This is a genomic window from Brevibacterium sp. FME37, assembly GCF_014897485.1.
In the GTDB taxonomy this organism is placed as follows: domain Bacteria; phylum Actinomycetota; class Actinomycetes; order Actinomycetales; family Brevibacteriaceae; genus Brevibacterium.
Genome location: NZ_JABUYE010000008.1, coordinates 18491 through 42224, shown reverse-complemented (window position 1 = coordinate 42224; position 23734 = coordinate 18491). Strand labels below are relative to the sequence as shown.

General features: G+C 62.4%; 20 protein-coding genes and 1 tRNA gene. 15 read left to right on the top strand and 6 right to left on the bottom strand.

The annotated features are described in order from the left end of the window. Nucleotides 1-63 precede the first annotated feature (63 nt). The 4 genes from udk (at nt 64) to INT29_RS10915 (ending at nt 4202) form a co-directional block, all read left to right on the top strand. Entirely contained in the window at nt 64-675 is a 612-nt protein-coding gene (udk, locus tag INT29_RS10930) for a uridine kinase (protein ID WP_257930139.1), read from the top strand. Between the two features lie 112 nt (nt 676-787). Continuing rightward, complete coding sequence (locus tag INT29_RS10925; protein WP_193071638.1) at nt 788-2473, top strand: HNH endonuclease; 1686 nt, start codon at nt 788-790, stop codon at nt 2471-2473. Between the two features lie 62 nt (nt 2474-2535). Next, nucleotides 2536-3138, top strand: a complete 603-nt coding sequence (locus tag INT29_RS10920) for a hypothetical protein (protein WP_193071637.1) — start codon at nt 2536-2538, stop codon at nt 3136-3138. Continuing rightward, complete coding sequence (locus INT29_RS10915) at nt 3135-4202, top strand: hypothetical protein (protein WP_193071636.1); 1068 nt, start codon at nt 3135-3137, stop codon at nt 4200-4202. Before INT29_RS10920 ends, INT29_RS10915 begins: the two co-directional genes overlap by 4 nt. A gap of 50 nt (nt 4203-4252) precedes the next feature. On the opposite strand, the gene INT29_RS10910 is transcribed toward INT29_RS10915, so the two are convergent. Together INT29_RS10910 and INT29_RS10905 are read right to left on the bottom strand one after the other, a co-directional pair. Then, on the bottom strand, nt 4253-6199 hold the full coding sequence (locus INT29_RS10910; protein WP_193071635.1) for an FAD-binding monooxygenase: 1947 nt from the start codon (nt 6197-6199) through the stop codon (nt 4253-4255). Nucleotides 6200-6278: 79 nt separating this feature from the next. Then, nucleotides 6279-7619, bottom strand: a complete 1341-nt coding sequence (locus tag INT29_RS10905; RefSeq protein ID WP_193071634.1) for an MFS transporter — start codon at nt 7617-7619, stop codon at nt 6279-6281. Nucleotides 7620-7791: 172 nt separating this feature from the next. Here INT29_RS10905 and INT29_RS10900 point away from each other — a divergent pair, with 172 nt between their 5' ends. From INT29_RS10900 to INT29_RS10875, 6 genes are read left to right on the top strand one after another with little or no spacing between them, the layout of a single operon-like run. Then, nucleotides 7792-9273: a fumarylacetoacetate hydrolase family protein gene (locus INT29_RS10900; RefSeq protein ID WP_193071633.1), complete on the top strand. Its 1482-nt coding sequence runs from the start codon at nt 7792-7794 to the stop codon at nt 9271-9273. Further along, nucleotides 9270-9995: a GntR family transcriptional regulator gene (locus INT29_RS10895; RefSeq protein ID WP_193071632.1), complete on the top strand. Its 726-nt coding sequence runs from the start codon at nt 9270-9272 to the stop codon at nt 9993-9995. The genes INT29_RS10900 and INT29_RS10895 overlap by 4 nt, the downstream gene beginning before the upstream one ends. After that, entirely contained in the window at nt 9992-11497 is a 1506-nt protein-coding gene (gene hpaE, locus INT29_RS10890) for a 5-carboxymethyl-2-hydroxymuconate semialdehyde dehydrogenase (protein ID WP_193071631.1), read from the top strand. Before INT29_RS10895 ends, hpaE begins: the two co-directional genes overlap by 4 nt. A gap of 11 nt (nt 11498-11508) precedes the next feature. Next, nucleotides 11509-12621, top strand: a complete 1113-nt coding sequence (hpaD, locus tag INT29_RS10885; protein WP_193071630.1) for a 3,4-dihydroxyphenylacetate 2,3-dioxygenase — start codon at nt 11509-11511, stop codon at nt 12619-12621. A 12-nt stretch (nt 12622-12633) separates the two neighbouring features. Continuing rightward, entirely contained in the window at nt 12634-13419 is a 786-nt protein-coding gene (locus INT29_RS10880) for a fumarylacetoacetate hydrolase family protein (RefSeq protein WP_101572013.1), read from the top strand. Next, nucleotides 13404-14192: an HpcH/HpaI aldolase family protein gene (locus tag INT29_RS10875; protein WP_193071629.1), complete on the top strand. Its 789-nt coding sequence runs from the start codon at nt 13404-13406 to the stop codon at nt 14190-14192. The genes INT29_RS10880 and INT29_RS10875 overlap by 16 nt, the downstream gene beginning before the upstream one ends. Nucleotides 14193-14289: 97 nt before the next feature. Here INT29_RS10875 and INT29_RS10870 read toward each other — a convergent pair whose 3' ends face one another. Then, entirely contained in the window at nt 14290-16230 is a 1941-nt protein-coding gene (locus INT29_RS10870; protein WP_193071628.1) for an LPXTG cell wall anchor domain-containing protein, read from the bottom strand. A 710-nt stretch (nt 16231-16940) separates the two neighbouring features. On the opposite strand from INT29_RS10870, the gene INT29_RS10865 reads away from it, so the two are divergent. Both INT29_RS10865 and INT29_RS10860 read left to right on the top strand, forming a co-directional pair. Beyond that, nucleotides 16941-18311 carry a PrsW family intramembrane metalloprotease gene (locus tag INT29_RS10865; RefSeq protein ID WP_226841870.1) on the top strand — a complete coding sequence of 457 codons (1371 nt, stop codon included), beginning with the start codon at nt 16941-16943 and terminating at the stop codon, nt 18309-18311. Between the two features lie 8 nt (nt 18312-18319). Continuing rightward, entirely contained in the window at nt 18320-19507 is a 1188-nt protein-coding gene (locus INT29_RS10860; RefSeq protein ID WP_101572026.1) for a MarP family serine protease, read from the top strand. A gap of 7 nt (nt 19508-19514) precedes the next feature. On the opposite strand, the gene INT29_RS10855 is transcribed toward INT29_RS10860, so the two are convergent. The 3 genes from INT29_RS10855 to upp all read right to left on the bottom strand — a co-directional run bounded on the left by INT29_RS10855 (nt 19515) and on the right by upp (nt 22332). Beyond that, entirely contained in the window at nt 19515-20399 is an 885-nt protein-coding gene (locus INT29_RS10855) for an endonuclease/exonuclease/phosphatase family protein (protein WP_319020882.1), read from the bottom strand. A 144-nt stretch (nt 20400-20543) separates the two neighbouring features. Further along, complete coding sequence (locus tag INT29_RS10850; protein ID WP_101572030.1) at nt 20544-21371, bottom strand: winged helix-turn-helix transcriptional regulator; 828 nt, start codon at nt 21369-21371, stop codon at nt 20544-20546. Between the two features lie 322 nt (nt 21372-21693). Next, nucleotides 21694-22332 (bottom strand): uracil phosphoribosyltransferase, encoded by a 639-nt coding sequence (gene upp / locus INT29_RS10845; protein WP_101572032.1) that lies wholly within the window; start codon nt 22330-22332, stop codon nt 21694-21696. A gap of 79 nt (nt 22333-22411) precedes the next feature. Between upp and INT29_RS10840 the strand changes: the two genes are divergently transcribed. The 3 genes from INT29_RS10840 to INT29_RS10830 all read left to right on the top strand — a co-directional run bounded on the left by INT29_RS10840 (nt 22412) and on the right by INT29_RS10830 (nt 23649). Further along, entirely contained in the window at nt 22412-22966 is a 555-nt protein-coding gene (locus INT29_RS10840; protein ID WP_101572034.1) for a tRNA adenosine deaminase-associated protein, read from the top strand. Between the two features lie 59 nt (nt 22967-23025). After that, a complete protein-coding gene (gene tadA, locus INT29_RS10835) occupies nt 23026-23472 on the top strand; it encodes a tRNA adenosine(34) deaminase TadA (RefSeq protein ID WP_101572036.1) in 447 nt (148 codons plus the stop codon). Nucleotides 23473-23561: 89 nt separating this feature from the next. After that, nucleotides 23562-23649, top strand: a tRNA-Ser gene (locus INT29_RS10830). Nucleotides 23650-23734: the final 85 nt, after the last annotated feature.

Below are 23734 nucleotides of genomic sequence, written 5' to 3'. Positions count from 1 at the left end.
ACTGGTATAAATTTGGGGAAAGTCAAAGCTTGAATCCGCAGAGCCGAATGGGATAGTTGAACCGTGGAGACCTTGATTGTAGGCGTGGCCGGGGGCACCGGCAGTGGAAAGACAACCCTGACCCAGGCGCTGCTGGACAAGTGCGCGGGCCCGCCTTCGGTGTTGTTTCACGACAACTACTACCGGCGGCGAGACGAGCTGACGTACGAGGAGCGCGAGAAGGTCAACTACGACGACCTTGACGCCTTCGACAATGACCTGTTCGTCGAACATTTGAGCGCTCTGCGGGCATCGCAGTCGGTGGAGAGCCCGGTCTACGACTTCTCGATCCACAATCGCAGCGATCGCACGACGCTCGTGGAGCCATCGCCAGTGATCATCGTCGAAGGCATCCTCATCTTCGCCGAACCGCGAATCTGTGAACTGCTCGACATCAAGCTCTTCGTCGACACCGACGCCGACGTTCGGCTGCTGCGGCGGATCAAACGCGACGTCGTCGAACGAGGACGGACCCTGCAGTCTGTTGAGGACCAATATCTGGGCACCGTAAAGCCGATGCACGAGCTGTATGTGGAGCCCTCGAAGCGCAACGCAGACATCATCATCCCTGATGGCGGGCACAATATCGTGGCCATGGACATGGTGCTCAACCGAATCCAACGGGACGTTGGGTAGAGCTCTGCCTGATCGGGTTCCAGTTCGTTGAAATCTCGTGCCAGAGGCACGAGTACCTTCGTGTCAGGCGTTCGAAAAGTCTCGTGTCAGTACCGGATTGTAGTGTGTTTGCATGGACACGGAGACCGTTCCGGATGCACCACCGGCGGACCTCGATCTCATTGCAGAGATCGACCGCTTCGCATCTATGCTGCGCGGTGAGCGGCCTGCTGTAACCGAAGCCGAGACATTGGCACGCATCACCGCGTTCGAGAGCCTGAAGGCGACCATCGTGTCCGCGCAATCCGCCGAGGCGGTGGCATTCGAGGGCTTGCGCCAACGCCGAGATGCCCTCAACCAGGTTCCCGCACGTGATTGCGGAATCCGCTCCGCTGAGGAAATCGCCCTCGCGAAGAAGGTGTCACCGGGTTCCGGTCGAAAGTTCCTGTCCACCTCTCGTGCGATCGTGTGCGAGATGCCGAATACGTTCAAAGCTCTCGCCTCCGGGGAGATCTCAGAAGACAAGGCCCGTGTCATGGCCGACGAAACGGCGACGCTGCCCAGCGCTGACCGACGCAAGGTCGACACTCGTATGAAGATGAGCATGGGACCCGCCGGGATCCGGAGCCTGCGCACCGAGGCGCGCGCCTTGGCGGAGGAGATGAACGCCGAGACGGCCGCTGAGCGAGCGGAGAGAGCGACGGCTAACCGACGTGTGACCATGACCGCGCTCGAAGATGGAATGGGACGAGTGTCTGCGATCCTTCCGATCCAGCAAGCCGTTGCCGTCTATGAAGGGCTGAGAGGTGCGGCCGAATCAGTGACTGCAGCCGGAGGCGCCCAAGGGCGCAGAAACAACCAGCTGATGGTCGACACATTCGTCGAACGCCTGACTGGACAATCGAGTGCGGCAGCCATTCCCACCGAATTGCACCTCGTCGTAGAGGCGGAAACATTGCTCTCCGATGGAATGGTGCCCGCCTGGTTGCCAGGCTTCGGTCCTCTCCCTGCTCGGACCGCACGCAACTTCCTCGCCGCCAATGAGGCAGAAGTCTTCATCCGCCGGATGTTCACCCGCGCGACCGACGGTCAGCTGGTGGGGATGGAATCTCGCGGCCGCATATTCACTGGTCAATTACGGCAGATGGTCATCTACCGCGACGATGTGTGCCGCACTCCGTGGTGCGATGCGCGGATCAGGCACGCCGACCATGCAGATGGGTATGCCTCAGGCGGCGCGACTTCGTGGGAGAACGGCTCAGGACTGTGCGCCGCGTGCAACTATGCGAAGGAACATCCGGGTTGGAAACACGAAGCGACGGCAGAGGGTCTTAAAGTCACCACTCCCAACGGCGCTGAATACGAGGATCTGACCCCGCCCTTCGTCAGACGAATGAAATACCCGCGAGCCGTGTCCGGGTCGTTGGACCCACCCCGAACAGTTGACCCACCAGGAACCAGTGACACGTGGGAAGCCGGAAATTCGCGCTCCTCTCCACGCGACGACGATTGGCGGCTGAAGCTGTCCGGATTTCTGGAGCCTGAACGACGCAGGGAACCACAAGGCACGGAATGCCGCGAAGTGGAGATCCCGTTCCTTCCGATCACAGGAGCAGAAGCGAAGAAGTACGAGGAAAGCCAGCGAACAGCGCGTGACCAGGGCGAACCTCCGGAGCTCGAAATCGTAGAGATCGTCGAACCCGTTCTACTTCCACGAACGATTTGGCCCACATATCGTCGCAGGATTCGCAGTTTCAGCGATTCCGAGGACTGCTGTGTGGAGAGGACTTTTCGGAAGGCGCTGCTCGAAGCGAGCTGACGTGGTGAATCTGCAACAAATCCGACACTGTCCACACAGCGTCAGATTGCATGATTTTGAGTATGAATGCGGACGACAACAACACTCCAGGACCTGATGCCGACCGCAGGGTTCAAAAATCCGAGGACGGTGGCAGCGACGAGGTCCCCGCTGCGGGTTCCCTGCGACGACGCGAGACTCGGCCCGGCCGGAGTCTGCTTCAGGCCGCTCGTCTCCTGCCGCTTGCTACAGTCGCAGTTTGGATCGCCACGATCTTCGTGCCCATTCTCGACAGTGGAGGTACTGAGGGCTTAGGAATCACGATCACATCCTTAGGGGAAGCTCCGCTCGGCACAAGGGGCACCGACCCTGGCTCAGTCGCCATCTGGATACTCATTGTGATCATCGCGCTTCTGCCTTGGCTGTTCGGACACTCACACTGGTGGTCGGCAGCCGCGATCCTGATCGGTGATGTCATTCTCTTCGGCCTCGTAGCCGTGGCGATCACTCCGCCTTCCCTGATTTGGGACGGACAGACCGCCGAAGGAGTGCCGACAGGGGGTATGGAAATTGCTCGCCCCGACTTCGGGTTCGTGCTGTGGATCATCGGGAGTCTAGCGCTCATCGTCGCCGGCATCTGCGGATGGATCGGGGTACAGCGGCTGAAGAGCGGGGGATCGAAATGACTGCGGGAGGGCGTGAGCGATCCCGTATCGCGGCCAAGGTACTCCCGATCCTTGCGATGACCGCGTGGGTCGCGACGATCTGGGTGCCGGTCTTTGACAGCACTTCCAACAGTTTGCATTCCAACGAGTCCATGGTGCTTATCGTCACCTCACTTGGACGTAGGCCGATCACCCTGAGCGAAATCGACGTCGAGCTTGTCGTGATCTGGGCTTGCATGCTCACCTGCGTAATCTCCGGGTGGCTCGTCAATGGTCTGCGGCTGTGGGCATGGGCCGCTGCAGTCCTCGGAATCGTGGTCATGTCGCATCTAGGAGCCATGGTGGAGGACCCGCCGACAATCATGTGGGACGGCAAAGACGGAGACGGCATGTGGATCGGCGGTATGGAGGTGGCCTCTCCCTCAGTTGGTGCTGCATTTTGGGCGTTCAGCGGCGTCGTACTGGTTACGGCTGGAATCTGCGGACTCATTTCCGAACGGCATCGCTCGAACGTGCGGATCCGCCGCTGGTTCGCAACCCATCACCGTACGTCTGGCCGGCCTGGCCGAGCGACCAATCATCAGCACATCTCCGCGGTCGACCGCGCGGCCTGCCTGTTTCCACTTCTTGCCCTGGCTTCGTGGATAGTGATGATCTGGGTGCCGATAATGGACAATACAGCGTCGGACGAAGACGATGTCACGTTCACGTCTCTTGGCCGACAGACGGCCGACCTTGTCGATTTCGAGCCCAGTGTGGTGATCGCATGGTTGATAGTCCTCATCTGCGCAGTTGTCGGCTTGGCTAACGACCTTCCGCGCTGGTGGCCTGGGATTGTGCTGGGACTCGGTGTCGTGCTGTATGCGCTGTTGGTAGAGCGATTGGCTCATCCGCCGATTGTCCGGTGGGCGGGTGAGACAACAGATGGGCAGTCGATCAGCGCGAGTATTGTCGGCTATCCGGCCGCTGGAGTGAGCTACTGGGCACTGGGAAGCGCCGCTCTGGTCTCGGCTGGAATCTGCGGACTCATCGGTCAGAGGCGGCAACACCCCATAAACGCAAAACGTCGGCACCTCATCAGCTGAAGCATCTCGCGGCTGATGAGGCGCCGGCGTCACCGGGCGAAGCAAGTCACTTACTGGGGCAAGAACACTCCGTCGAAGAACTCACCGATCTCGTCGTGAGCATCCAGAGGGAAGATGCCCGAGACGTACTGATCGGGGCGGACGACGACTACGGCGCCGTCACGGCTGATGCCGCGTTCGTCGTAGATGTCTTCCTCGGGCAAAGCTGCGAAGATCTTCTCCACGTATTCGAGGCCGAACTTGCCCACGTGTGGGCGGAACGCCGTCGGAACATCGGGGAACGAGAACGCGGTGTGATCCTGCTGGTAGACGACGTTGAGATCGATGAGTGCATCGAGGTCAGCGCCCTCACGTCGGAACCTGACCAGAGGTGAAGCTGGATCGAATTCGAGCCAGTCAGCCAACTGAGTGGTCTTGGACTCCGCCGCGTCGTCGCCGAGCGCCGGGGCTGGAGCGTCAGCGAAGACGTAGACGCGCCAGCGGCCATCTGCGCGTGCTCGGTGGCCAAGATGGATGAAGTTGGCGTCACAGTTGCGCTGTACCCGAGCGGACTTGAACCTCTTGCCCACCGGGAAGCCGGTCGCCAATTCCTGATGCTTGGGCGAAGCGGTGATCATCGATTCCGTGTATTCGGTCATGAAGCCGGCAGGGAACTCGGCAGTCTTGACGTAGAAGTCCTGTAGATAGGTCTCGTCCGGAAGATCCTCCTGCGGAGTCGCCATCAGCGTCGACCATTCCTTGTCGAAGTCGATGAGGTTCTTCGCAGTCACCTGGCGCTCGGCGGAATAGGTCCGCAGCAGTTCGTACGAGGACCGTCCGGAGAGCACCTGGCCGAGTTTCCACGAAATGTTGAACCCGTCCTGCATCGAGACATTCATGCCCTGGCCCGCCTTGGCCGAGTGGGTGTGGCAGGCATCGCCGGTGATGAACACGCGTGGACACGGCGAGCCGACAGACGTGTCATCTGTGTCATCGAAGGCATCGGTGAGGCGGTGTCCGACCTCGTAGACGCTGTGCCAGGCCACGTCCTTCACGTCGAGGCTGTACGGGCTGATGATGGCGTTCGCCCGGTCGATGATCTCGTCGACGCTCGTCTGTCGCACCTTGCGTGCGTCGTCTTCGGGGACTTCGCCCAGGTCGACGTACATGCGGAACAGATGCCCGCCCTCCCGGGGGATGTGGAGGATGTTTCCGTGTTTCGAGGAGATTGCGCATTTGGTGCGGATATCGGGGAAGTCCGAGTTCGCGAGCACGTCCATCACACCCCAGGCGTGGTTGGCCTGGTCGCCGGCCATCTTGCGGCCGATGGACCTGCGCACGCCCGAACGGGCCCCGTCGCAGCCGATCACATAGCCGGCGCGGATAGTGCGCTCTTCTCCTGCGCGGTCACCCGCGGTGTAGCGAACGGCAACCGTCACTGGGTGATCGGACGCGGCGGCTTCGGAGCTGGATGGGTCGGCCGAGCCTGCGGTGGCAGCATCGTTGACCTTGAGATCGACGAATTCGATGCCGTAGTCGGGCTCGATGCGGCCGGGGGACTGTTTGGCGAACTGCGCGAAGTAGTCGAGGACTCGCGCCTGGTTGACGATGAGGTGCGGGAACTCGCTGATTCCGGATTCGTCATCCTTGGGTCGTCCGGTGCGGATGATGTGTTCGGGGTTCTCCGGATCCGGATTCCAGAAGGACATGTCGACGATGTGGTAGCCCTCGCGGATGATCTCTTCGGCGAATCCGAACGCCTGGAAGGTCTCGACCGAGCGGGCTTGAATGCCGTCTGCCTGCCCGATGACCAGTCTCGAGTCGCGCTTCTCGATAATCCGGGTGTTGACTTCGGGATATTGAGACAGCTGTGCTGCCGCGATCATGCCAGCCGGGCCGCTGCCGACGATGAGGACATCGACCTCGTCGGGCAGATCCTCTGGACGATCGATTCCGTAACCTGCTGCAGCTTCGGTCCGCGGGTCTGCGGACACATAGCCGTGCTGGTGAAAATGCATGTCAACCTCCGGTTCATCACACGTCTTCGTGACTTTCCAATATTAGCAGTTCATATACGATCTTGTGTTGCTCAGGTCATCATGAGCGGATACCTATGATCGGGCTCACGGACTGCTCCTCCTCGTGGGCCGGTCCCAGGGGGATGCCCGAGCGGTCCCGCAGGAGCAGCGTGGCCACCAGCGCGATCACGGTCACACCACCAAGATAGATAGCCACCGAGGTGGTTGTTCCGGTGGCGGAGACCAATGCCTTTGCGATCGTGGGTGCGAAGGCCCCGCCGAGGATCGACCCGATCGCATAGGACACGGAGACACCGGAGAAGCGCACGCTGGAGGGGAAGATCTCGGCATACATGGCCGGCTGCTGCCCATAGGTGAAGCCGAGTCCGACGGTGAGGATGACCAGCCCGAGGAAGAGCATCCAGATGCTGCCGGTGTTGACCAATGGGAAGAGGGAGAAGATGCCGATCAGCAGCAGAACCCATCCGAGCAGATAAGTGTTCTTGCGTCCGATCTTGTCCGAGACGGAGCCGGCGATGATCGTGAAGATCAGCCACGACACCGCCGAGGCGGAGACTGCCCAGAGCACGGGGCCGCGCTCGAGCCCGATTGGGCCGGTCGGGTCGGTGGCGTAGTTCTGAATGTAGCCGCCGGTGGTCATATAGCCGGCGGCATTGTTGCCGACGAAGACCAGCGAGGCCAGGATGACGAGCAGCCAGTGGCACTTGAACAGTTTGCCGAGTGGGTTGGTGACCTGTTCCTTGCGTTCGGCGATCTCGTGGAAGACAGGGGACTCTTCAACCCCGCGACGAATCCAGTAGCCGACGGCGACGAGCAGGATCGAGAGGAAGAAGGGCACGCGCCAACCCCATTCGAGGAAGGCTTCGCCCGGAGCGATCACGGTCATGAGTGCGAGCACGCCGGAGGAGAGGATGAGGCCGATGGAGACACCGATCTGCGGGAAGGATCCGCGCAGCCCGCGATGTTTGACCTCCGCATGCTCGACGGCCAGGAGGACCGCTCCGCCCCACTCGCCGCCGGCGGAGATTCCCTGGATGACGCGCAGGACGATGAGGAGGATGGGTGCTGCAAGGCCGATCGAGTCGTAGGTCGGTAGGAAGCCGATCAGGGCGGTGGCCGCACCCATCGCGATGAGGGTGATGATGAGGACGACACGGCGCCCCAGTTTGTCACCGTAGTGTCCGGCGAGGAATGCGCCCAGTGGGCGGAACAGGAAGCTGATGCCGACAGTGGCGAAGGAGACCATGGTCGAGAGCGTCGACCCGAGACCACCGAAGAACAGCTCGTTGAAGATCAGTCCAGAGGCAGCCGCATAGAGGAAATAGTCGTACCACTCGATGCTGGTGCCGACGACGGTCGCGAATGCCACCCGACCTTGGGTGTGCTTTTTACTCACCATGACTCCTGTGTCGCATTGTGACTGCTGCGTTAGTGCCGCTGTCCCATGGGTGGGAGATCGCAGCCATCGGAACGCTGACGTGACCTCAATCATGTGACGCGGACTACTTGTCCTCCGGAACCGTATCATATACGATCTGGGTGAAAGCCAATCGAAATGAGGTGCGAGATCGATGTCGACTCCAGCTGGTGTCCCAGTCCGACCGGGCAAGATCATTGCCGTCCATGTGGCGTACGAGTCACGCTCCGCCCAGCGCGGAAAACGGCCCTCCCAGCCGTCCTATTTCCTCAAGGCCACCAGTTCCCTGGCCGCGTCTGGTGAGGCGATCGAGCGCCCTGCCGGGACATCGCTGCTTGCCTTCGAAGGCGAGATCGCGGTCATCATCGGCACCGCGGCCCGATCCGTCAGCCCCGACGAGGCCTGGACCTTCGTCGAGGGAGTGACCGCGTCCAACGACTTCGGCCTCTACGACATCAAGTCACCCGACAAGGGCTCGAACCTGCGGTCGAAGAGCCGCGACGGGTACACACCGCTGGGTCCGAACATCATCCCCGCCGCCGAGGCTGACCCTCAGTCGCTGCGCATCCGCACCTGGGTCAACGGCGAGGTCAAGCAGGACGACGGCACGGGTGCCGCACAGCTGATCTTCCCCCTGACCCAGATTGTCGCCGATCTCAGCCAGCACATGACCCTGGAGCCCGGCGACGTCATCCTCACCGGCACCCCTGCGGGATCATCCGTGGTGGCTCCCGGGGACACGGTCGAGGTCGAGGTCAGCACCACCTCGGCGAGTACCGGATCAGAACTCAGCACGGGCCGACTCGTCACGAATGTCGTCGAAGGGCCGGGGAAATTCGACCCGAACCTCGGCAGCACACCGGCCGTGACCGAAGCGCTGCAGGTCGACGCCTGGGGATCGCGAGAGGCCGCAGGCCTGGCACCGGAATCCACCGGCGGCGGTGCACTGAGTGAGGACCTGCGCGCCAAGCTCACCGAGGCTCCGACGGCTGGTCTCTCCGCGCAGCTGCGTGCACGCGGACTCAACAATGTGGTCATCGAAGGCGTCTCGTCGCTGGTGCCCGGCAGCAAAGTCGTGGGCACCGCGAAGACTCTGCGCTTCGTGCCCAACCGTGAGGACCTGTTCAAATCCCATGGCGGCGGATACAACGCCCAGAAGCGGGCTTTCGACTCTTTGCAGTCCGGTGAGGTCGTCGTCATCGAGGCGCGCGGCGAGTCCGGTTCGGGAACCCTCGGTGACGTGTTGGCGCTGCGGGCCAAGGCCAAAGGTGCGACCGGCGTCATCACCGACGGGGGAGTCCGCGACTCCGCCGAGGTGGCCGGAATCCTCCCCGTGTTCTCGACGGCGAAGAACCCCGCCGTGCTCGGCCGCAAACACGTTCCCTGGGAATCGGACGTGGCAGTGGCCTGCGGAAACGCCACCGTGCTGCCCGGCGATGTGATCGTCGGAGACGACGACGGAGTCATCGTCATCCCACGTGACCTCGTCGAAGACGTCGTCGACTCGGCGTTGGCGAAGGAGATCGAAGACGGCTGGGTGGCCGAGCAGGTCGCGGCGGGCAATCCGATCGAATCCCTGTTCCCGCCCAAGGGCCAATGGAAAGAGAAGTTCGAAGCCTGGAAGGCCGCGCGATGACTTCTGTTCCCACCGCGGAGACACAGCCGGAGGCGACGTCACTGAGCAAGGCGGAGACGGCCTACCGGTGGATCCGCAAGTGCATCGCTGATCAGACCTTCGAACCCGGACACAAACTGGTTCTGGCTCAGATCGCTCTCGAACTCGACACCTCTGTCGTGCCCGTGCGGGAAGCCATTCGCCGCCTCGAGGCCGATGGACTCGTCACCTTCGAACGCAATGTCGGGGCTCGTGTGGCCATGGTTGACCACACCTCCTACGTCCAGTCGATGGAGGCCGTGGCGATCCTTGAGGGTGCCGCGACCGCGCAGGCGCTTGAATTCTTGGATGAGCAGGACCTCGCCGAGGCGGATGCGATCAATGAGCGCATGCGTGATCTGCTGACCGACTTCGATCCCACCGAGTTCACCCGCCTCAACCACGAATTCCATGCGGCACTGTTTCGCCGGTGTCCGAACGAACGGCTGCACAATCTGGTTGCCGTCGAATGGGACCGCCTGGCTCACCTGCGCAACTCGACCTTCTCCTTCGTGCCCGAACGGGCTCTGGGGTCGGTCGACGAGCACTCCAGGATCGTTGCGCTGATCCGGGCCCGCGCCTCGGCGGAGGAGATCGAGCGGGTGGTGAGGAGCCACCGCTCAACGACCCTCGCCAGCTACCAGGAAGCCCAAGCCACCTCCAAGACCATGAGAAACATCGACAGAGAAGAGGACAAGTCATGACCGAGTCCACTGCAGCTCCAGCAAACCTGCCGGAGAAGATCCGTCACTACATCAACGGCGAATTCGTCGATTCGATCGACGGCGACGAATTCGATGTCATCAACCCGGTGACCAACGAGCCCTACATCAAGGCCGCCTCAGGCAAGAAGGCCGATATCGACGCCGCCGTCGCCTCGGCGAAGTGGGCCTTCGACGAGGGCCCGTGGCCGACGATGCTCCCACGTGAGCGCGCCCGCGTCCTCAACAAGATCGCCGACATCGCCGAAACCCGCAGCCAGGAACTCGCAGAGATGGAGTCCTTCGACTCCGGTCTGCCGATCACCCAGGCGAAGGGCCAGGCCAACCGCGCAGCGGAGAACTTCCGCTTCTTCGCAGACCTCATCGTCGCCCAGGTCGACGACGCGTTCAAGGTCCCCGGCCGCCAGGCCAACTACGTCAACCGCAAGCCCATCGGCGTCGCCGGGCTCATCACCCCGTGGAACACACCGTTCATGCTCGAGTCGTGGAAGCTGGCCCCGGCGATCGCAACCGGTAACGCCGTCGTGCTCAAACCCGCCGAGTTCACCCCACTCTCGGCATCGCTGTGGCCGGGCATCTTCGAAGAGGCAGGACTGCCCAAGGGCGTCTTCAATATGGTCAACGGCTACGGCGAAGAGGGCTTCGCCGGCGACTCCCTCGTCAAGCACCCGGACGTCCCGCTGATCTCGTTCACCGGTGAGTCCACGACCGGTCAGACGATCTTCGCCAACGCCGCTCCCTGGCTCAAGGGCCTGTCGATGGAGCTCGGTGGAAAGTCACCGGCCGTCGTCTTCGCCGATGCCGACCTCGACACCGCGATCAATTCCACAGTCTTCGGCGTCTTCTCCCTCAACGGTGAACGCTGCACCGCTGGTTCGCGCATCCTCGTCGAAGAGTCGATCTACGACGAGTTCGTCGAACGCTACGCCGCCCAGGCCAAGCGTGTGAAGGTGGGTCTGCCCTCGGATCCCACCACCGAGGTGGCCGCACTGGTCCACCCCGAGCACTATGACAAGGTCATGTCCTACGTCGAAATCGGCAAGGAAGAGGCTCGCCTCGTCGCAGGCGGCGGTCGCCCCGAAGGATTCGACACCGGCAACTTCGTGGAACCAACCGTGTTCGCCGACGTCGCACCCGACGCACGGATCTTCCAGGAGGAGATCTTCGGGCCCGTCGTCGCGATCACTCCGTTCAAGTCCGATGAAGAGGCCCTGCAGCTGGCCAACAACACGAAGTACGGTCTGGCCGCCTACATCTGGACCTCCGACCTCAAACGGGCACACAACTTCTCGCAGGCCGTCGAATCCGGAATGGTGTGGCTGAACTCGAACAACGTCCGCGACCTGCGCACCCCCTTCGGCGGTGTCAAGGCTTCGGGCCTCGGACATGAGGGCGGCTACCGTTCGATCGACTTCTACACGGAACAGCAGTCCGTGCACATCAACCTCGGCGAGGTTCACAATCCCGTCTTCGGGAAGCAGTGAGAGGAAAACACATGTCCCAAACCATTCCAATCCCATCGGTTCCGGCACCCGACATCCTGCGGTGCGCCTACATGGAACTCGTCGTCACCGACCTGAAGAAGTCCCGTGACTTCTATGTCGACGTGCTCGACCTCCAAGTCACCGAGGAAGACGACAACGCCGTCTACCTGCGGTCGATGGAGGAGTTCATCCATCACAACCTGGTGCTTCGACAGGGACCCGTCGCAGCGGCCGCAGTATTCTCCTATCGCGTGCGCACACCTGAAGATGTCGACGCTGCCGAGGCCTACTACCGTGAACTCGGCTGCGAAGTCGTGCGGAAGAAAGACGGCTTCGTCAAGGGCATCGGCGATTCGGTGCGCGTCCAAGATCCCCTCGGGTTCCCGTACGAGTTCTTCTACGAGGTCGACCATGTCGACCGTCTGGCCTGGCGCTACGACCTCTACTCCCCGGGAGCTCTCGTCCGGATCGACCACTTCAACCAGGTCACCCCAGACGTGCCGAAGGCAGTGGACTACATGGAGAACCTGGGCTTCCGCGTCACCGAGGACATCCAGGACTCCGACGGCACCGTCTACGCGGCCTGGATGCGCCGCAAGCCGACGGTGCACGACACGGCAATGACCGGCGGCGACGGGCCGCGCATGCACCACGTCGCCTTCGCCACGCATGAGAAGCACAACATCCTCGCCATCTGCGACAAGCTCGGTGCACTGCGACTCTCGGATTCGATCGAACGCGGACCGGGACGCCACGGCGTCTCGAACGCCTTCTACCTCTACCTGCGTGACCCCGACGGTCACCGGATCGAGATCTATACCCAGGATTACTACACGGGCGACCCCGACAACCCCCGCGTGACCTGGGACGTTCACGACAACCAGCGTCGCGACTGGTGGGGCAACCCGGTTGTCCCATCCTGGTACACCGACGCCTCCACGGTCCTCGACCTCGACGGCAATCCGGTGCCGCTGAAGCAGCGCACCGACGATTCCGAAATGGACGTCACGATCGGCGCCGACGGATTCTCCTACACCCGCCGTCAGGATGCGACGACGAACTTCGGTGAGCGCTCCGGCGCTGACGACGGAGAAGACGAGTTCAAATTGGGCCACCAGCTCTGAGGAGACGCGCACATGCTCGATGAATCAACGATCGCGGCCATCGCCGACGATCTGGCGAATGCGGAGAAGAACCGGACGAAGATCGGTCTGCTCACGGCGAAGTATCCCGATATGACCGTCGAGGACTCCTATGCCGTGCAGAACGAATGGCGTCGCCGAGGCGAGGCGTCCGGGCGCAGGCTGATCGGCCATAAGATCGGCCTGACTTCGAAGCCGATGCAGCAGGCGACAGGGATCAGCGAACCGGATTACGGGGCGATCTTCGCCGACCAGGTCTACGACACCGGCTCGGTAATCGACCACTCGCAGTATTCGGGCGTGCGCGTCGAGGTCGAACTCGCCTTTGTGCTGAAGGACGAGCTGCGCGGACCCGACATCGGCCTCATCGACGTCCTGCGAGCCACCGAATATGTGGTGCCGGCACTCGAGGTGCTGTCGTCTCGGATTGAGATGGAAGGCCGCACCATCGTCGATACCATCTCTGACAATGCGGCACTGGGGGCCATGGTCCTCGGCGGTCGTCCGGTGGCCGTCGACGCTGTTGATCTGCGCCGAGTCGGTGCGCTGCTCTATCGCAATGAGTCGGTCGAAGACTCCGGCCTCGCCGCCGCCGTCCTCGACCATCCTGCCCGCGGCATCGTGTGGTTGGCGAACAAGCTGGCCGAACACGGCGATGTCCTTCAAGCAGGCGAGACCGTTCTGGCAGGATCCTTCACCCGGCCCATGTGGGTCAGCCCGGGTGACACCGTCCACGCCGACTACGGAGATCTGGGAGTCATCACATGCCGTTTCAAGTAGATCTGCCACAAACCCTCACCCAACGCGTCGCGCAATTGGGCGAGGGGGAGTACCTGGCCGGAATGTGGGTCTGCTCCGGCTCGCCCGTGGCTGCGGAGATCGCCGCGGCCTCCGGAATGCAGTGGGTGCTCATCGACGCCGAGCATTCGCCCATCGACCTGCAGATCACGACCAGCCTCCTCCAGGCCATGAACGGATACCCCGCGACCCCCGTCGTGCGGGTGCCCGTGAACGACCAGGTGCTCATCAAGCAGTACCTCGACCTCGGTGCGCAGAATCTGCTCGTACCGATGGTCGATACCCCTGCCGACGCCGAGGCTGCCGTGCGTTCCGTGTACTACCCACCTCGCGGTGTGCGTGGGGTCGGATCGGCGCTTGCCCGGGTCTCCCGCTGGAACGCGGTGCCGAACTACCTTGCTCGGGCCGAAGAATTCGTGTCCCTGACCGTGCAGATCGAATCCGCAACGGCGGTGGACAACGCCGCGGAGATCGCTGCTGTTGATGGGATCGACGCGGTGTTCGTCGGGCCCTCTGACCTTGCGGCTTCGATGGGTCTGCTCGGTCAGCAGACCCATCCGGATGTCACCGCAGCGGTGCTGGCCACCTTCGACGCGGTCAAAGCGGCCGGCAAACTCGTCGGCGTCAACGCCTTCGATCCCGAGCAGGCTCGCAAGTACCTCGACGCTGGTGCTTCGTTCGTGCTCGTCGGTGCCGATGTCGGCCTCATGATGAACGGCGCCCGCGCCTGGGCCGAGACCTGGGTGGGCGATTGAGCGACTGACTGCAGTAATAGCCGCGTGACTGCAGGACCGTGGCCCGGAGGGTATGCGTCCTCCGGGCCACGGCTCTATTCATTACTCCTCACTCCATTCACTCCTTGTTGCGGCGGCTGCCCGTGATGAGCAGGGCAGTGGCTCCGAGGCCGATGAGGAAGATCCCGGCACCGATGAGCATTCCGTTGCCTGTGGTTCCCGTTCTCGGCAGCTGTGCAGGAGGCGCGGGTGCCGCAGGTTTGTCGGCGACCGGCTCGACTGGAGATGCTGGGGCTTCCGGTGGTGCTGGGGGTGTCGAGGGTTCCTCGGGGGGTGTTGGTTCCGGTGGTGCTGGGGGAGTGGAGGGTTCCTCTGGTGGCGCTGTCGGCGTCTCCTCAGGTGGTCTGTGCACGGTCTCGGCGGGGACGCCCCAGTCGCTCTTCCACTTGTGGTGCTCGTCGTTGCCCTGGATCGTGGTCACATATGTGACCCACCCGACGGGCATGTCGATGGCCTCCGAGCTCACGGTTGCCGTGCCGTCCTGGTCCCCGACGACGGTGATGTCTTGGGAATCGAGCTCTGTCCCGCTGATCTCTGTGGACTGCTTCGGCTCTGATTCTGAGTGATATGCCGTCATCGTGATCACTGCTTCGCCGCCTGGGCGCAGTCCGCTGACCGTGACTTCGTCGTGGACGGAGTTGACCTCAAGGACCGCTTCCGTTGCGGCTTTCGGAGTCCAGGGGACAAAGCCTGTCTCTCGCGGCTGACCATGGACACCATTCCATTCCTTTGTGGACTTGTCACCGGCGATGGTCTCAGTGAAGTACATCCAGCCGTGGAAGTCCGTGGGGACTGTGATCGCATCGGATTGGTGCGTGCCGTTGCCGATGTTCTTCGACGTCACCTCGGCTATCACCTCGGCGTCGTCGTTCTTCTTTCCGGGTTCCGGCATCGATTCCGTCTGCCACAGCTTATGTTTCACGGTGACCGTGTGGTCACCGACCAGGCCTGTGACAGTGAACTTGTCGGTGACCGATTCGTCGGGCTGTGGACTCTGATCCGAGATTTCGGTGGTGATGCGAGGCTGTGAGGTCATGTCGACCTTCGCCTGGGCTGAGACATCGACAGGTTCGTCCGGCGTGATGACGCGCTGCACTCGTTTGGTCTTCTGCGGCTTGTAGAGGAGAACTGACTCCGGTGCGAGGCTCGCAGATGCCTTGGCCGTCACAGTGCCGGGAACCTTGAGTTTGAGGGTGGTGACAACGGGCTTCGCCTCACTGGTCAGGGACTTCGGTGCGTCCGTGGTTCCGCTGATATCGAGGGCGATGGGGATACCGGGCACCGCGGTGCCGGACGCGCTGGTCAAGGACACGGAGAGCGTAACTGAACCCGTCGTGGGGAGTTGGAGCGTTGTCTCCTCTTCCTTACCGGCGTCGTCTTTGCCGGCGTCGTCTCGTTTGAAATCACCGTCACCGAGTCCCTGCTTGCCGTATGCCTCGAGTTCCGGCATGTCCAGGACCGGGGTCAGAGTGACTTCGAGGGTATAGGGGCCTGCAAGTTTCTTCGACTCGGCGCTGATCTTTGAGAACTGCTTCGCCGCACCCTTGAACTTCCTTCCCAGATCGCCAGGCTTCTGCGGAGGCACCTTGTGGTCATGCGGAATCGCCTTGTCCAGGCGAGCCAGCGCGCTCAAGGCTGCCTGCACATCGGCTGATTTGGACCCGGAGTACTGGTACAGCGCCCATGCCGTCTGCGCAGAGGTGACCGTCTTCGGTTTCGAGCCCTTGAAGTACTTGGGAAGTGGCGACTGCTTGCCGGCATCGATGCAATACGCCCGCGTGTCATCGAAAGTTCTGTAGGCGCCGTACCAGGTCTTTCCCTGTGGCGCGTGATGCCAGATGCCGGGACCATAGGCGTTGCTGGCTTTGTGCATCGGCACCTCTCCGAGACCTGCCGGCGGTCCTTGGGCCATGGCGGGCCCGAATCCGATGAGCGGGGCCAGGGCCAAGATCAGGAAGAAGAGAGCTGAGCGGAGAGTGATGCGTCTGCGAGTAGTCATACCCTGATTCCACGATGACCTTGTCGTACCTGGCCAGAGCAGAAAATCTGCCTGTGAATTCACTCGGTGCCATCCACAGGAAAACGAACATGAGTCAACGTCGACGGCAGCGTGGGTGTGGACAGACGAGCACTCCCACAGGCATCTATCGTTCCACGTCACGACGGATGGCGACGATATCGGTCGCGTAATGGGCGATTCCATCGCAGCGATCCCTCGCCGAGGTGGCCCCGGGAACGCTGATTCGTCCACATGCCAGCGAACTTGAGTGGGACATCGAAAGCCAGGAACTGTTGCCGGACGGACACACCATTCTGGGCCTGACGTCAGCATTGGACCGTAAACTTGGCAATGCGGCAATTCCAAACGACGAAGGACGATATATGTCGGATCAGGTGGGCCCTGGACAGGGCCCCGACTCGCAGCAGAACGCGCACCCGGGCAACCCAGTGCCCCCGCGCGCGCAACAGCCTCGGGTCCCCGGCCCCCGGAACCCTGATGTTGCGCCTCAGGGGCAGGCACAGATGCCGCCTCCGGGTCAGGGCCAGATGCCGCAGGGGATGCCTCCTCAACAGGGACCTCCGCCTCAACAGGGGCCGAGCAATGACCGGTTTCGTCCTCGTCCGCAGCAGCCCGGACCCGGTTCGCAGGGGCTTGGTCCTCAGCAGCCGGGTCCTCAACAGGCTCCTCGTCAGATTCCCCAGCCGGGCATGAACCCGGCGTTCCAGGGACAGGTCAACCCCCACCTCGGCGGCCAAATGGGCCAGCCCCCGGTGCAGGGCCAGCCACCAGTGCAGGGCCAGCCACCGATGCAGCGACGCGTCTACGAACAGGCGCGGTTCGCGCCGACCGTGACCCAAGAGATGCGGGTCCGTGCGCGCATGCAGGCACCACAGCAGATCGTTTCGGAGACACCGTGGACCGGGGCTGTGCGCCAGTCTCAGCCAGAAGAAGAACCAGATTCGACGGCAAACGTGGTGCGTCTCGTGATTGCCATCCTTGCGGTGGTCGGACTGTTCGTGGGACTCTTGCTTCTCGCCCTGCTCGGCGGTCTCAACTTCGGTCTTAAACTCTTCGTCCTCGTCCCACTGTCCGCGATCCCATTGATCGCAATCATCGCCTACGTGCTCTGGCTCGATCGCTGGAGGCCGCAGCCCAAGATCATTCTCGGACTCTGCCTGCTCTGGGGTGCCGTCGCCGCCGTCATCCTCACCCTCTTCGTCACGCTCGTCGGCCAAGTCGCTCTGTACTTCTCCGGCGTCGGCGCAATGCCCAACGCATTCGGCACAGTGGTTCAGGCCCCGATCGTCGAAGAGACAACGAAGACCGTACTGCTCGTTGTCATCGCTCTCGCCGCTCGTCGGCACTTCGAAGGTCCCCTCGACGGACTCGTCTACGGAGCCCTCATCGGCGCCGGTTTCGCCTTCACCGAAAACGTTCTTTACCTCGGAGGAGCGTGGGAACAGCACCAAGCTGGGGGTCTGCTGCAGACTTTCATCTTCCGCTGCATATGTTCTCCGTTGTTGCACACAGCGTTCTCCACCTGTGCCGGCGTGACTATCGGACTCGCTGCCCGGAAGTGGCAGTGGTGGGCGGTCATCCTGATGTGGCTGCCCGGACTTTTGGTCGGGATGCTTCTCCACGCCCTGTGGAACGGCACCATGACCGGACTCGGCCATTTCCACCCGGTCGTGTCGATCATCGGACTTATCGCCCTCAGCTTCATCCTCACCACTTGTTGGGTGGTGCTGGGAATTCTCCTCCGTCGCAGCGAACGCCTCCACACGCAGAACATGCTCGGCGACTATGCGAATACAGGCTGGCTCACCCACTCCGAGGTGGACATGCTCGCAACGTGGAAGGGACGCAAGTTCGGCAAGCGCTGGGCGGATTCCTTCCCCGGCGGCAAAGAGGAGATGCGCACCATGATCCGCACCTCCGGGGACCTCTCGACGACACGCATGCGGCTCCTAGCCGGAGTCGGCGGGCAGAAAGAACGTGACATCGAGAGCTTCCAGCTGAAGAAGTTCTCCTCCGCCCGCGATCGCCTTCTCGCCGCCTCGAGAAGCGTGGTTCGCTGACTCCCGTGATGCTCGTCGACGTAATCATCATCATCCTGGGGATCGCTGCACTCTTCTCCGGGTTCCGCCAAGGTTTCATCATCGGTCTCGGCACCGTCGCCGGTTTCGTGGTCGGTTGGGTCATAGGCAGGCTGCTCTCGCCTCTGGTCGAAAGCCTGAGCCAAGGCACACAGGTCATGGAGAATCCCGGGGTCGTCATCCTCCTGGCATCGATGCCGCTCGTCCTCAGCGTCCTGTTCGCCTTCGCCGGCAACGGTGTCGGGGTGTGGATCAGACGATCCATGGACTCAGAACTCGGGCAGGGCATCGACTCGATCGGAGGCACAGTCACCGCTGGCGTCGTCTACGTCCTGGTCATCTGGCTGGCGGCAGGTTTCATCCGCACCACGCCGTGGGTCGAACCGAATCGGTGGGTCGCGGACTCGTCGGTGATCGCGGCCGTCGACCGGACGATCCCGTACTCCTCGCAGATCGCGCTGGGCGACATCTCGCAAGGTCTCAAGGCCACCGGGTTCCCGCAGGTGTTCTCGGGGCAGACAGAGCAGATCCGCGGCGTCGGCGAACCCGACTCCGCGATGGTCGACGTCGGCCGTGGCGTCGAAGAATCGGTCGTCAAGATCACGACAGCTGCCACCAGCTGCCCGACCGGATCCGAGGGTTCGGGGTTCGTCTACAGTGACGGGCTCGTCGCCACCAATGCCCACGTCGTTGCCGGCTCCAAGGAGCTCGCCGTCCAAGTCGGCGGAAGGGGCAGGCCCTATTCCGCCGAGGTGGTGGAATTCGATCCTGAAGCCGACGTGGCCGTCCTGCGGGTTCCAGACCTCGAAGCTCCCGCCCTTGACTTCGGCAATGCGCTGGGACCGGGAGATGACTCCGTAGTCGCCGGATTCCCACAGAACGGCCCCTACACGATCTCCCCATCACGAGTGCGCGAGACGATCAACGCGCGCGGCCTCGATATCTATGATTCGAACTCAGTGGTGCGTGAGGTGTATTCGCTCCGAGGCATCGTCCGCGAAGGAAACTCGGGCGGTCCGCTGCTGGACGCTAACGGTGACGTGGTGGGGATGGTCTTCGCCAGGTCCGCCACCGATGATGAAACTGGGTATGCCCTCACACGGTCGGAGATCAGCGATGAGCTGCAAGCCGGAGCGAAGAACCGTTCCCCGCAGTCGACAGGTCAGTGCACCGGCTAGCGACAGACTATTTCAGGTCGAGGCCAGCCAGGACGGCACGGTGGTCACTCGAGCCACGGCTCAGCACCTCGTCGGAGGTGGCCTCGAACCCGCGATAGAGGACATGATCGAGCCGGGTGACGGGGAAGCGCGCGGGCCATGTGAAGCCGAATCCGCCGCCGGTTTCGACGCGGGTGTCCTCCAGCGGGGGAGACAGGGTTGAGAAGTTGGTGTCCGTCGTCGCGGTGTTGAAATCACCGGCGACGATGACATGCTCGGCCTCATCGGTTTCGACTTCTGTGGCCAGCCTGCGGATGGCCGCGTTGCGCATGGCTTCGTGGCCGGGACGAACCGAGGGCATATGCACGGAGTAGAACCTGATATCGCCGTGGTCCGTAGACACTGTGGTGGCGAAGGCGCGTGGCCACTGCAGACCCAGGTCCACCTCTTCGGGTTCGGACATCGGCCATTTCGACCAGACGCCGATCGTGTCGACGACCTGCGAATGCTCGAATGAGGAATCGAGTTCCTTGTGGATGATCTTGCCCGACAGGGACTCCAGCTCCTGAATCGTGACGATGTCAGGATCAGCGGACACGATGCTCTTCGCCGCTGCTGTGGGCTCAGGCATCCTGGCACCCACATTGTGCGTGGCGACGGTGAGGTCTGGTTCGCCGTTGTCACTGGCCGGAATCAACGCAGAGCCGAACATCGAAGCCCAGACCACTGTCGGAACGAGGAAGCCGATCGCTGAGAGCACCGAGAAGCGGAAGAGGAACATCAGCAGCACGAGGGCGAGGAAAAGTCCCGTCCACGGAAGAATGCTCTCGACGAGCAGCGCAATGCCCATCCTGGCCGGCAGCAGGTGGTGGAGCAGGAGAAATGCAGCATAGGCCATGCCGAAGATCAGCACAGTGATCCCCTTGGCCGGGCTATGCGTTTTTCTGGTTTGCGAAGATTCCTGGTTCATCGATTAAGAAGCTTAACCGTTGAGTCTGTCCTCATGCTGGGTGAGTCATGCGACGTGCCTCACTTGGGCTCACAGAAATCGATCGGCTCACCGGTGAGCGGTGGCGGACCACACCGTGACATCGGGGTGAGTGTCATAGCGGTAGCCGGTGCCCCTCATGGTCCGAATCACCGAAGAGTACTCGCCCAGACGCCTGCGCAGGCGTCGGATATGCACATCGACAGTCCGCTCATCAGGGACTTCACTACCTGACCAGACAGCGGTGATGAGATCTTCGCGCGGCAGAGTGGAATCGGCATGAGAGACGAGAGTCGCCAGGAGGTCGAACTCCTTGGTGGTGACATCGACGAGGTCGCCGTCGATGCGAACCTCGCGGCGCGGGATGTCGATGCGCAGACGTTCGGCGGTTCTGTTCTGGAAGTTCCCATCGAAGCGTGAGCCGAAGCCACCTGTGGGTGCGGTTTCACCGGTGCCCTGGTCAGGTTCGCGGCGCAAGGCCGGCGGATGGATGCGGTTGGGGATACGGGAGCGGACCGGGCCGTGTGTTCCAGCCGGGGTGCCGGTGGCGGCGGGGGAGCCGTTGGCCACGGCACGGACGGCATCGATATCGTTGCCGCGGCCTTCTGGTGCCAAGGCGATGACCGCTTGGGTCTCCGCCTGGGAAGCCAATTCCTTCGCGTAGGCCTGCAGTTCACCGGCGATCGCGGAGAGGTTGGTCCCATCAGCGGCCGCCTTAGACTCGTCCAGGCCGATGTAGACGATGATTCCGCGCGCTGCCTTCGGTGAGGCCACGACACCGGCGGGGCCGAAGGTGTGGGGCGGGTTCTGCGGGTCCACTGCACTCAAGCGGGCTCCTGCACGACGGACGGCAGCTGCGCTGCGTGGATGTGCGTATGCTGGTTCTGGATTCGACATGGCTGTCCTTTGCTTCGGCCTGCACGGCCGTTGTGACTGAATGAGTCCGCTGCGGAGACTGCGTGTACTCGTTCGAGGCCGGACAGCGGAGAGACGGTCACCGACAACGAACGCAGAGCATACACATGCCTGCGGGGCACATTCGTGTCGAGTGCGTCGTAGAAGTCATGGCTTCATTATTTGTCACAAAACTCGTCGGGTGCAAAGGAAAGTCCGAAAATGAGACGAGTATGACGAAATATGACGCGCCAGGGCCGGTTCAGACGGCCTGGCCGACCGCGTCGACCGAGTCGGTCCAGTAGACCCAGCCGACCAGCTGGCGTCAGTCGACGATTCCGTACATCCGATCACCGGCGTCGCCGAGCCCGGGCACGATGTAGCCCTTCTCATTGAGTTTCTCGTCCAGTGCCGCGGTGTAGATCTCGACATTCGCGGACTGTGCGTAATCCTTTTCAATGCGCTCGACGCCTTCCGGGGCGCTGACGAGGCAGACCGCCGTGACGTCTCTGGCGCCTCGGGCGAGGAGGAAATCGATGGCCATGGCCAGGGTCCCACCCGTGGCCAACATCGGATCGACGACGAAGATCTGCCGACCGCTGAGGTCATCGGGCAGCCGATCTGCGTAGGCGCTGGGCTCGAAGGTCTCTTCGTTGCGGACCATTCCCAGGAAGCCCACCTCGGCGGTGGGGAGGATGCGCAGCATGCCGTCGAGCATGCCCAGGCCCGCGCGCAGGATCGGGACGACAACCGGGCGCGGCTCGGCCAGGCGGGTGCCCGTGAATGTTGTGACTGGAGTGGAGATCTCCTTGTCCTCGACCGCCACCGAACGAGTGGCTTCGTAGGCGAGAAGCATCACGAGTTCTTCGGTGAGCTGGCGGAACCGTGCAGAGTCGGTGCTCTGGTCACGCAGGACGCTGAGTTTGTGGGCGATGAGCGGGTGATCGGCTACATGAAGGCGCATAAGAATAAATGGTACGGAACTTTTCATCTTCGCGCGTGGAGCTGTGGTGAAAGGTCGGCTGAAGCGTCACAATGGAGTCATGTCCTACTTCACTGAGATCCTTGCCGAAACGAGCGATGGTTTTCGTGCGCTCGATGTCGATGTTCAGGATGCCTCCGATCTCGACAGCCTCGTTGAGATGATGCAGGCCGCCGGGTCGGAAGACGGCGAATCGGTCGCTGTCATCGAACACGAGGACGAATGGTTCGGCCTCGTGCGAGTCTGCGAGAACAACGAGATCCGAGTCTTCCTGTCTGACCTGCGTGCCGTCGAGCTCAGTCCCTTCGCGGAGATCTTCGCCGATTACCTCGATTCGCAGCCCGATGCCTACGAGGCTGAGCCGGAGGAGGAGTTCGGGCTCGAGGAAGACGGGGCCGCGGAGGCCGATGACGAGGATGAAGACGAAGAGGTCGCGATGCTCGAGTTCGACGCCGCCGCGGAGTGGGGCGGCGATGCTGAGATCTATGCCGATCGCGGAGTCCTGCCCGCAGAGCTCATCGAGCAGGTGGAGAAGTACCGCTCGGATCCTGCCCGCGTCGTCGCTCACGTCGGCGAGACCGTCGGATTCGCCGACCAGCTTCAGGCCGCCCGCTGAGCGCACCGGAGGAAAGTGCAGAACTCGGCTTTGGTGCTCACCCGCACTTCCAGGACTGGATGACTCTTGCCCTCGCCGAGGCGGCCCTGGCCGGTGAACATGACGACGTGCCCGTCGGGGCCGTGGTCCTCGATGCCGAAGGTTCGGTCATCGGCCGCGGTCATAATCGACGCGAAGTCGATCAGGATCCTCTCGGGCATGCTGAGCTCATGGCTCTGCGCAATGCCGCCGAGGTGACCGGACGGTGGCGCCTCGACGACGTCACTCTCGTCGTCACCCTCGAACCCTGCGCAATGTGCGCAGGTGCAGTCGTCGGGTCTCGGGTGGCGCGAGTCGTCTATGGGGCCTTCGATGAAAAGGCCGGTGCTGCAGGCTCGGTCTGGGATCTGCTGCGAGACCGCGCCGCACTGCATCATCCTGAGGTCTACTCCGGCGTGGCGGCGAAGAAGTGCCGCAGCCTGCTGAGTGATTTCTTCGCCGCAAAGCGGGAGAGCGCTGCTGGCTGAGCGCCGTCGGAAGCGTGAAGCAGGGCAGTGGTTCAAGTCACTCTCGCTCGATTTGGTTGCCACCTGGGCCTGACTGTAATGTTGTCCGCGGTGGCGTGTCCGAGCGGCCGAAGGTGCGACACTCGAAATGTCGTGTAGGGCATCCCCCTACCGTGGGTTCAAATCCCACCGCCACCGCGTTGTGATGTGTCGCGACATCGTTCCTACGATGTCGCGGCACATTTTTCATTTCTGGCCCGGTTCTGTCTCACGTCATCATTCC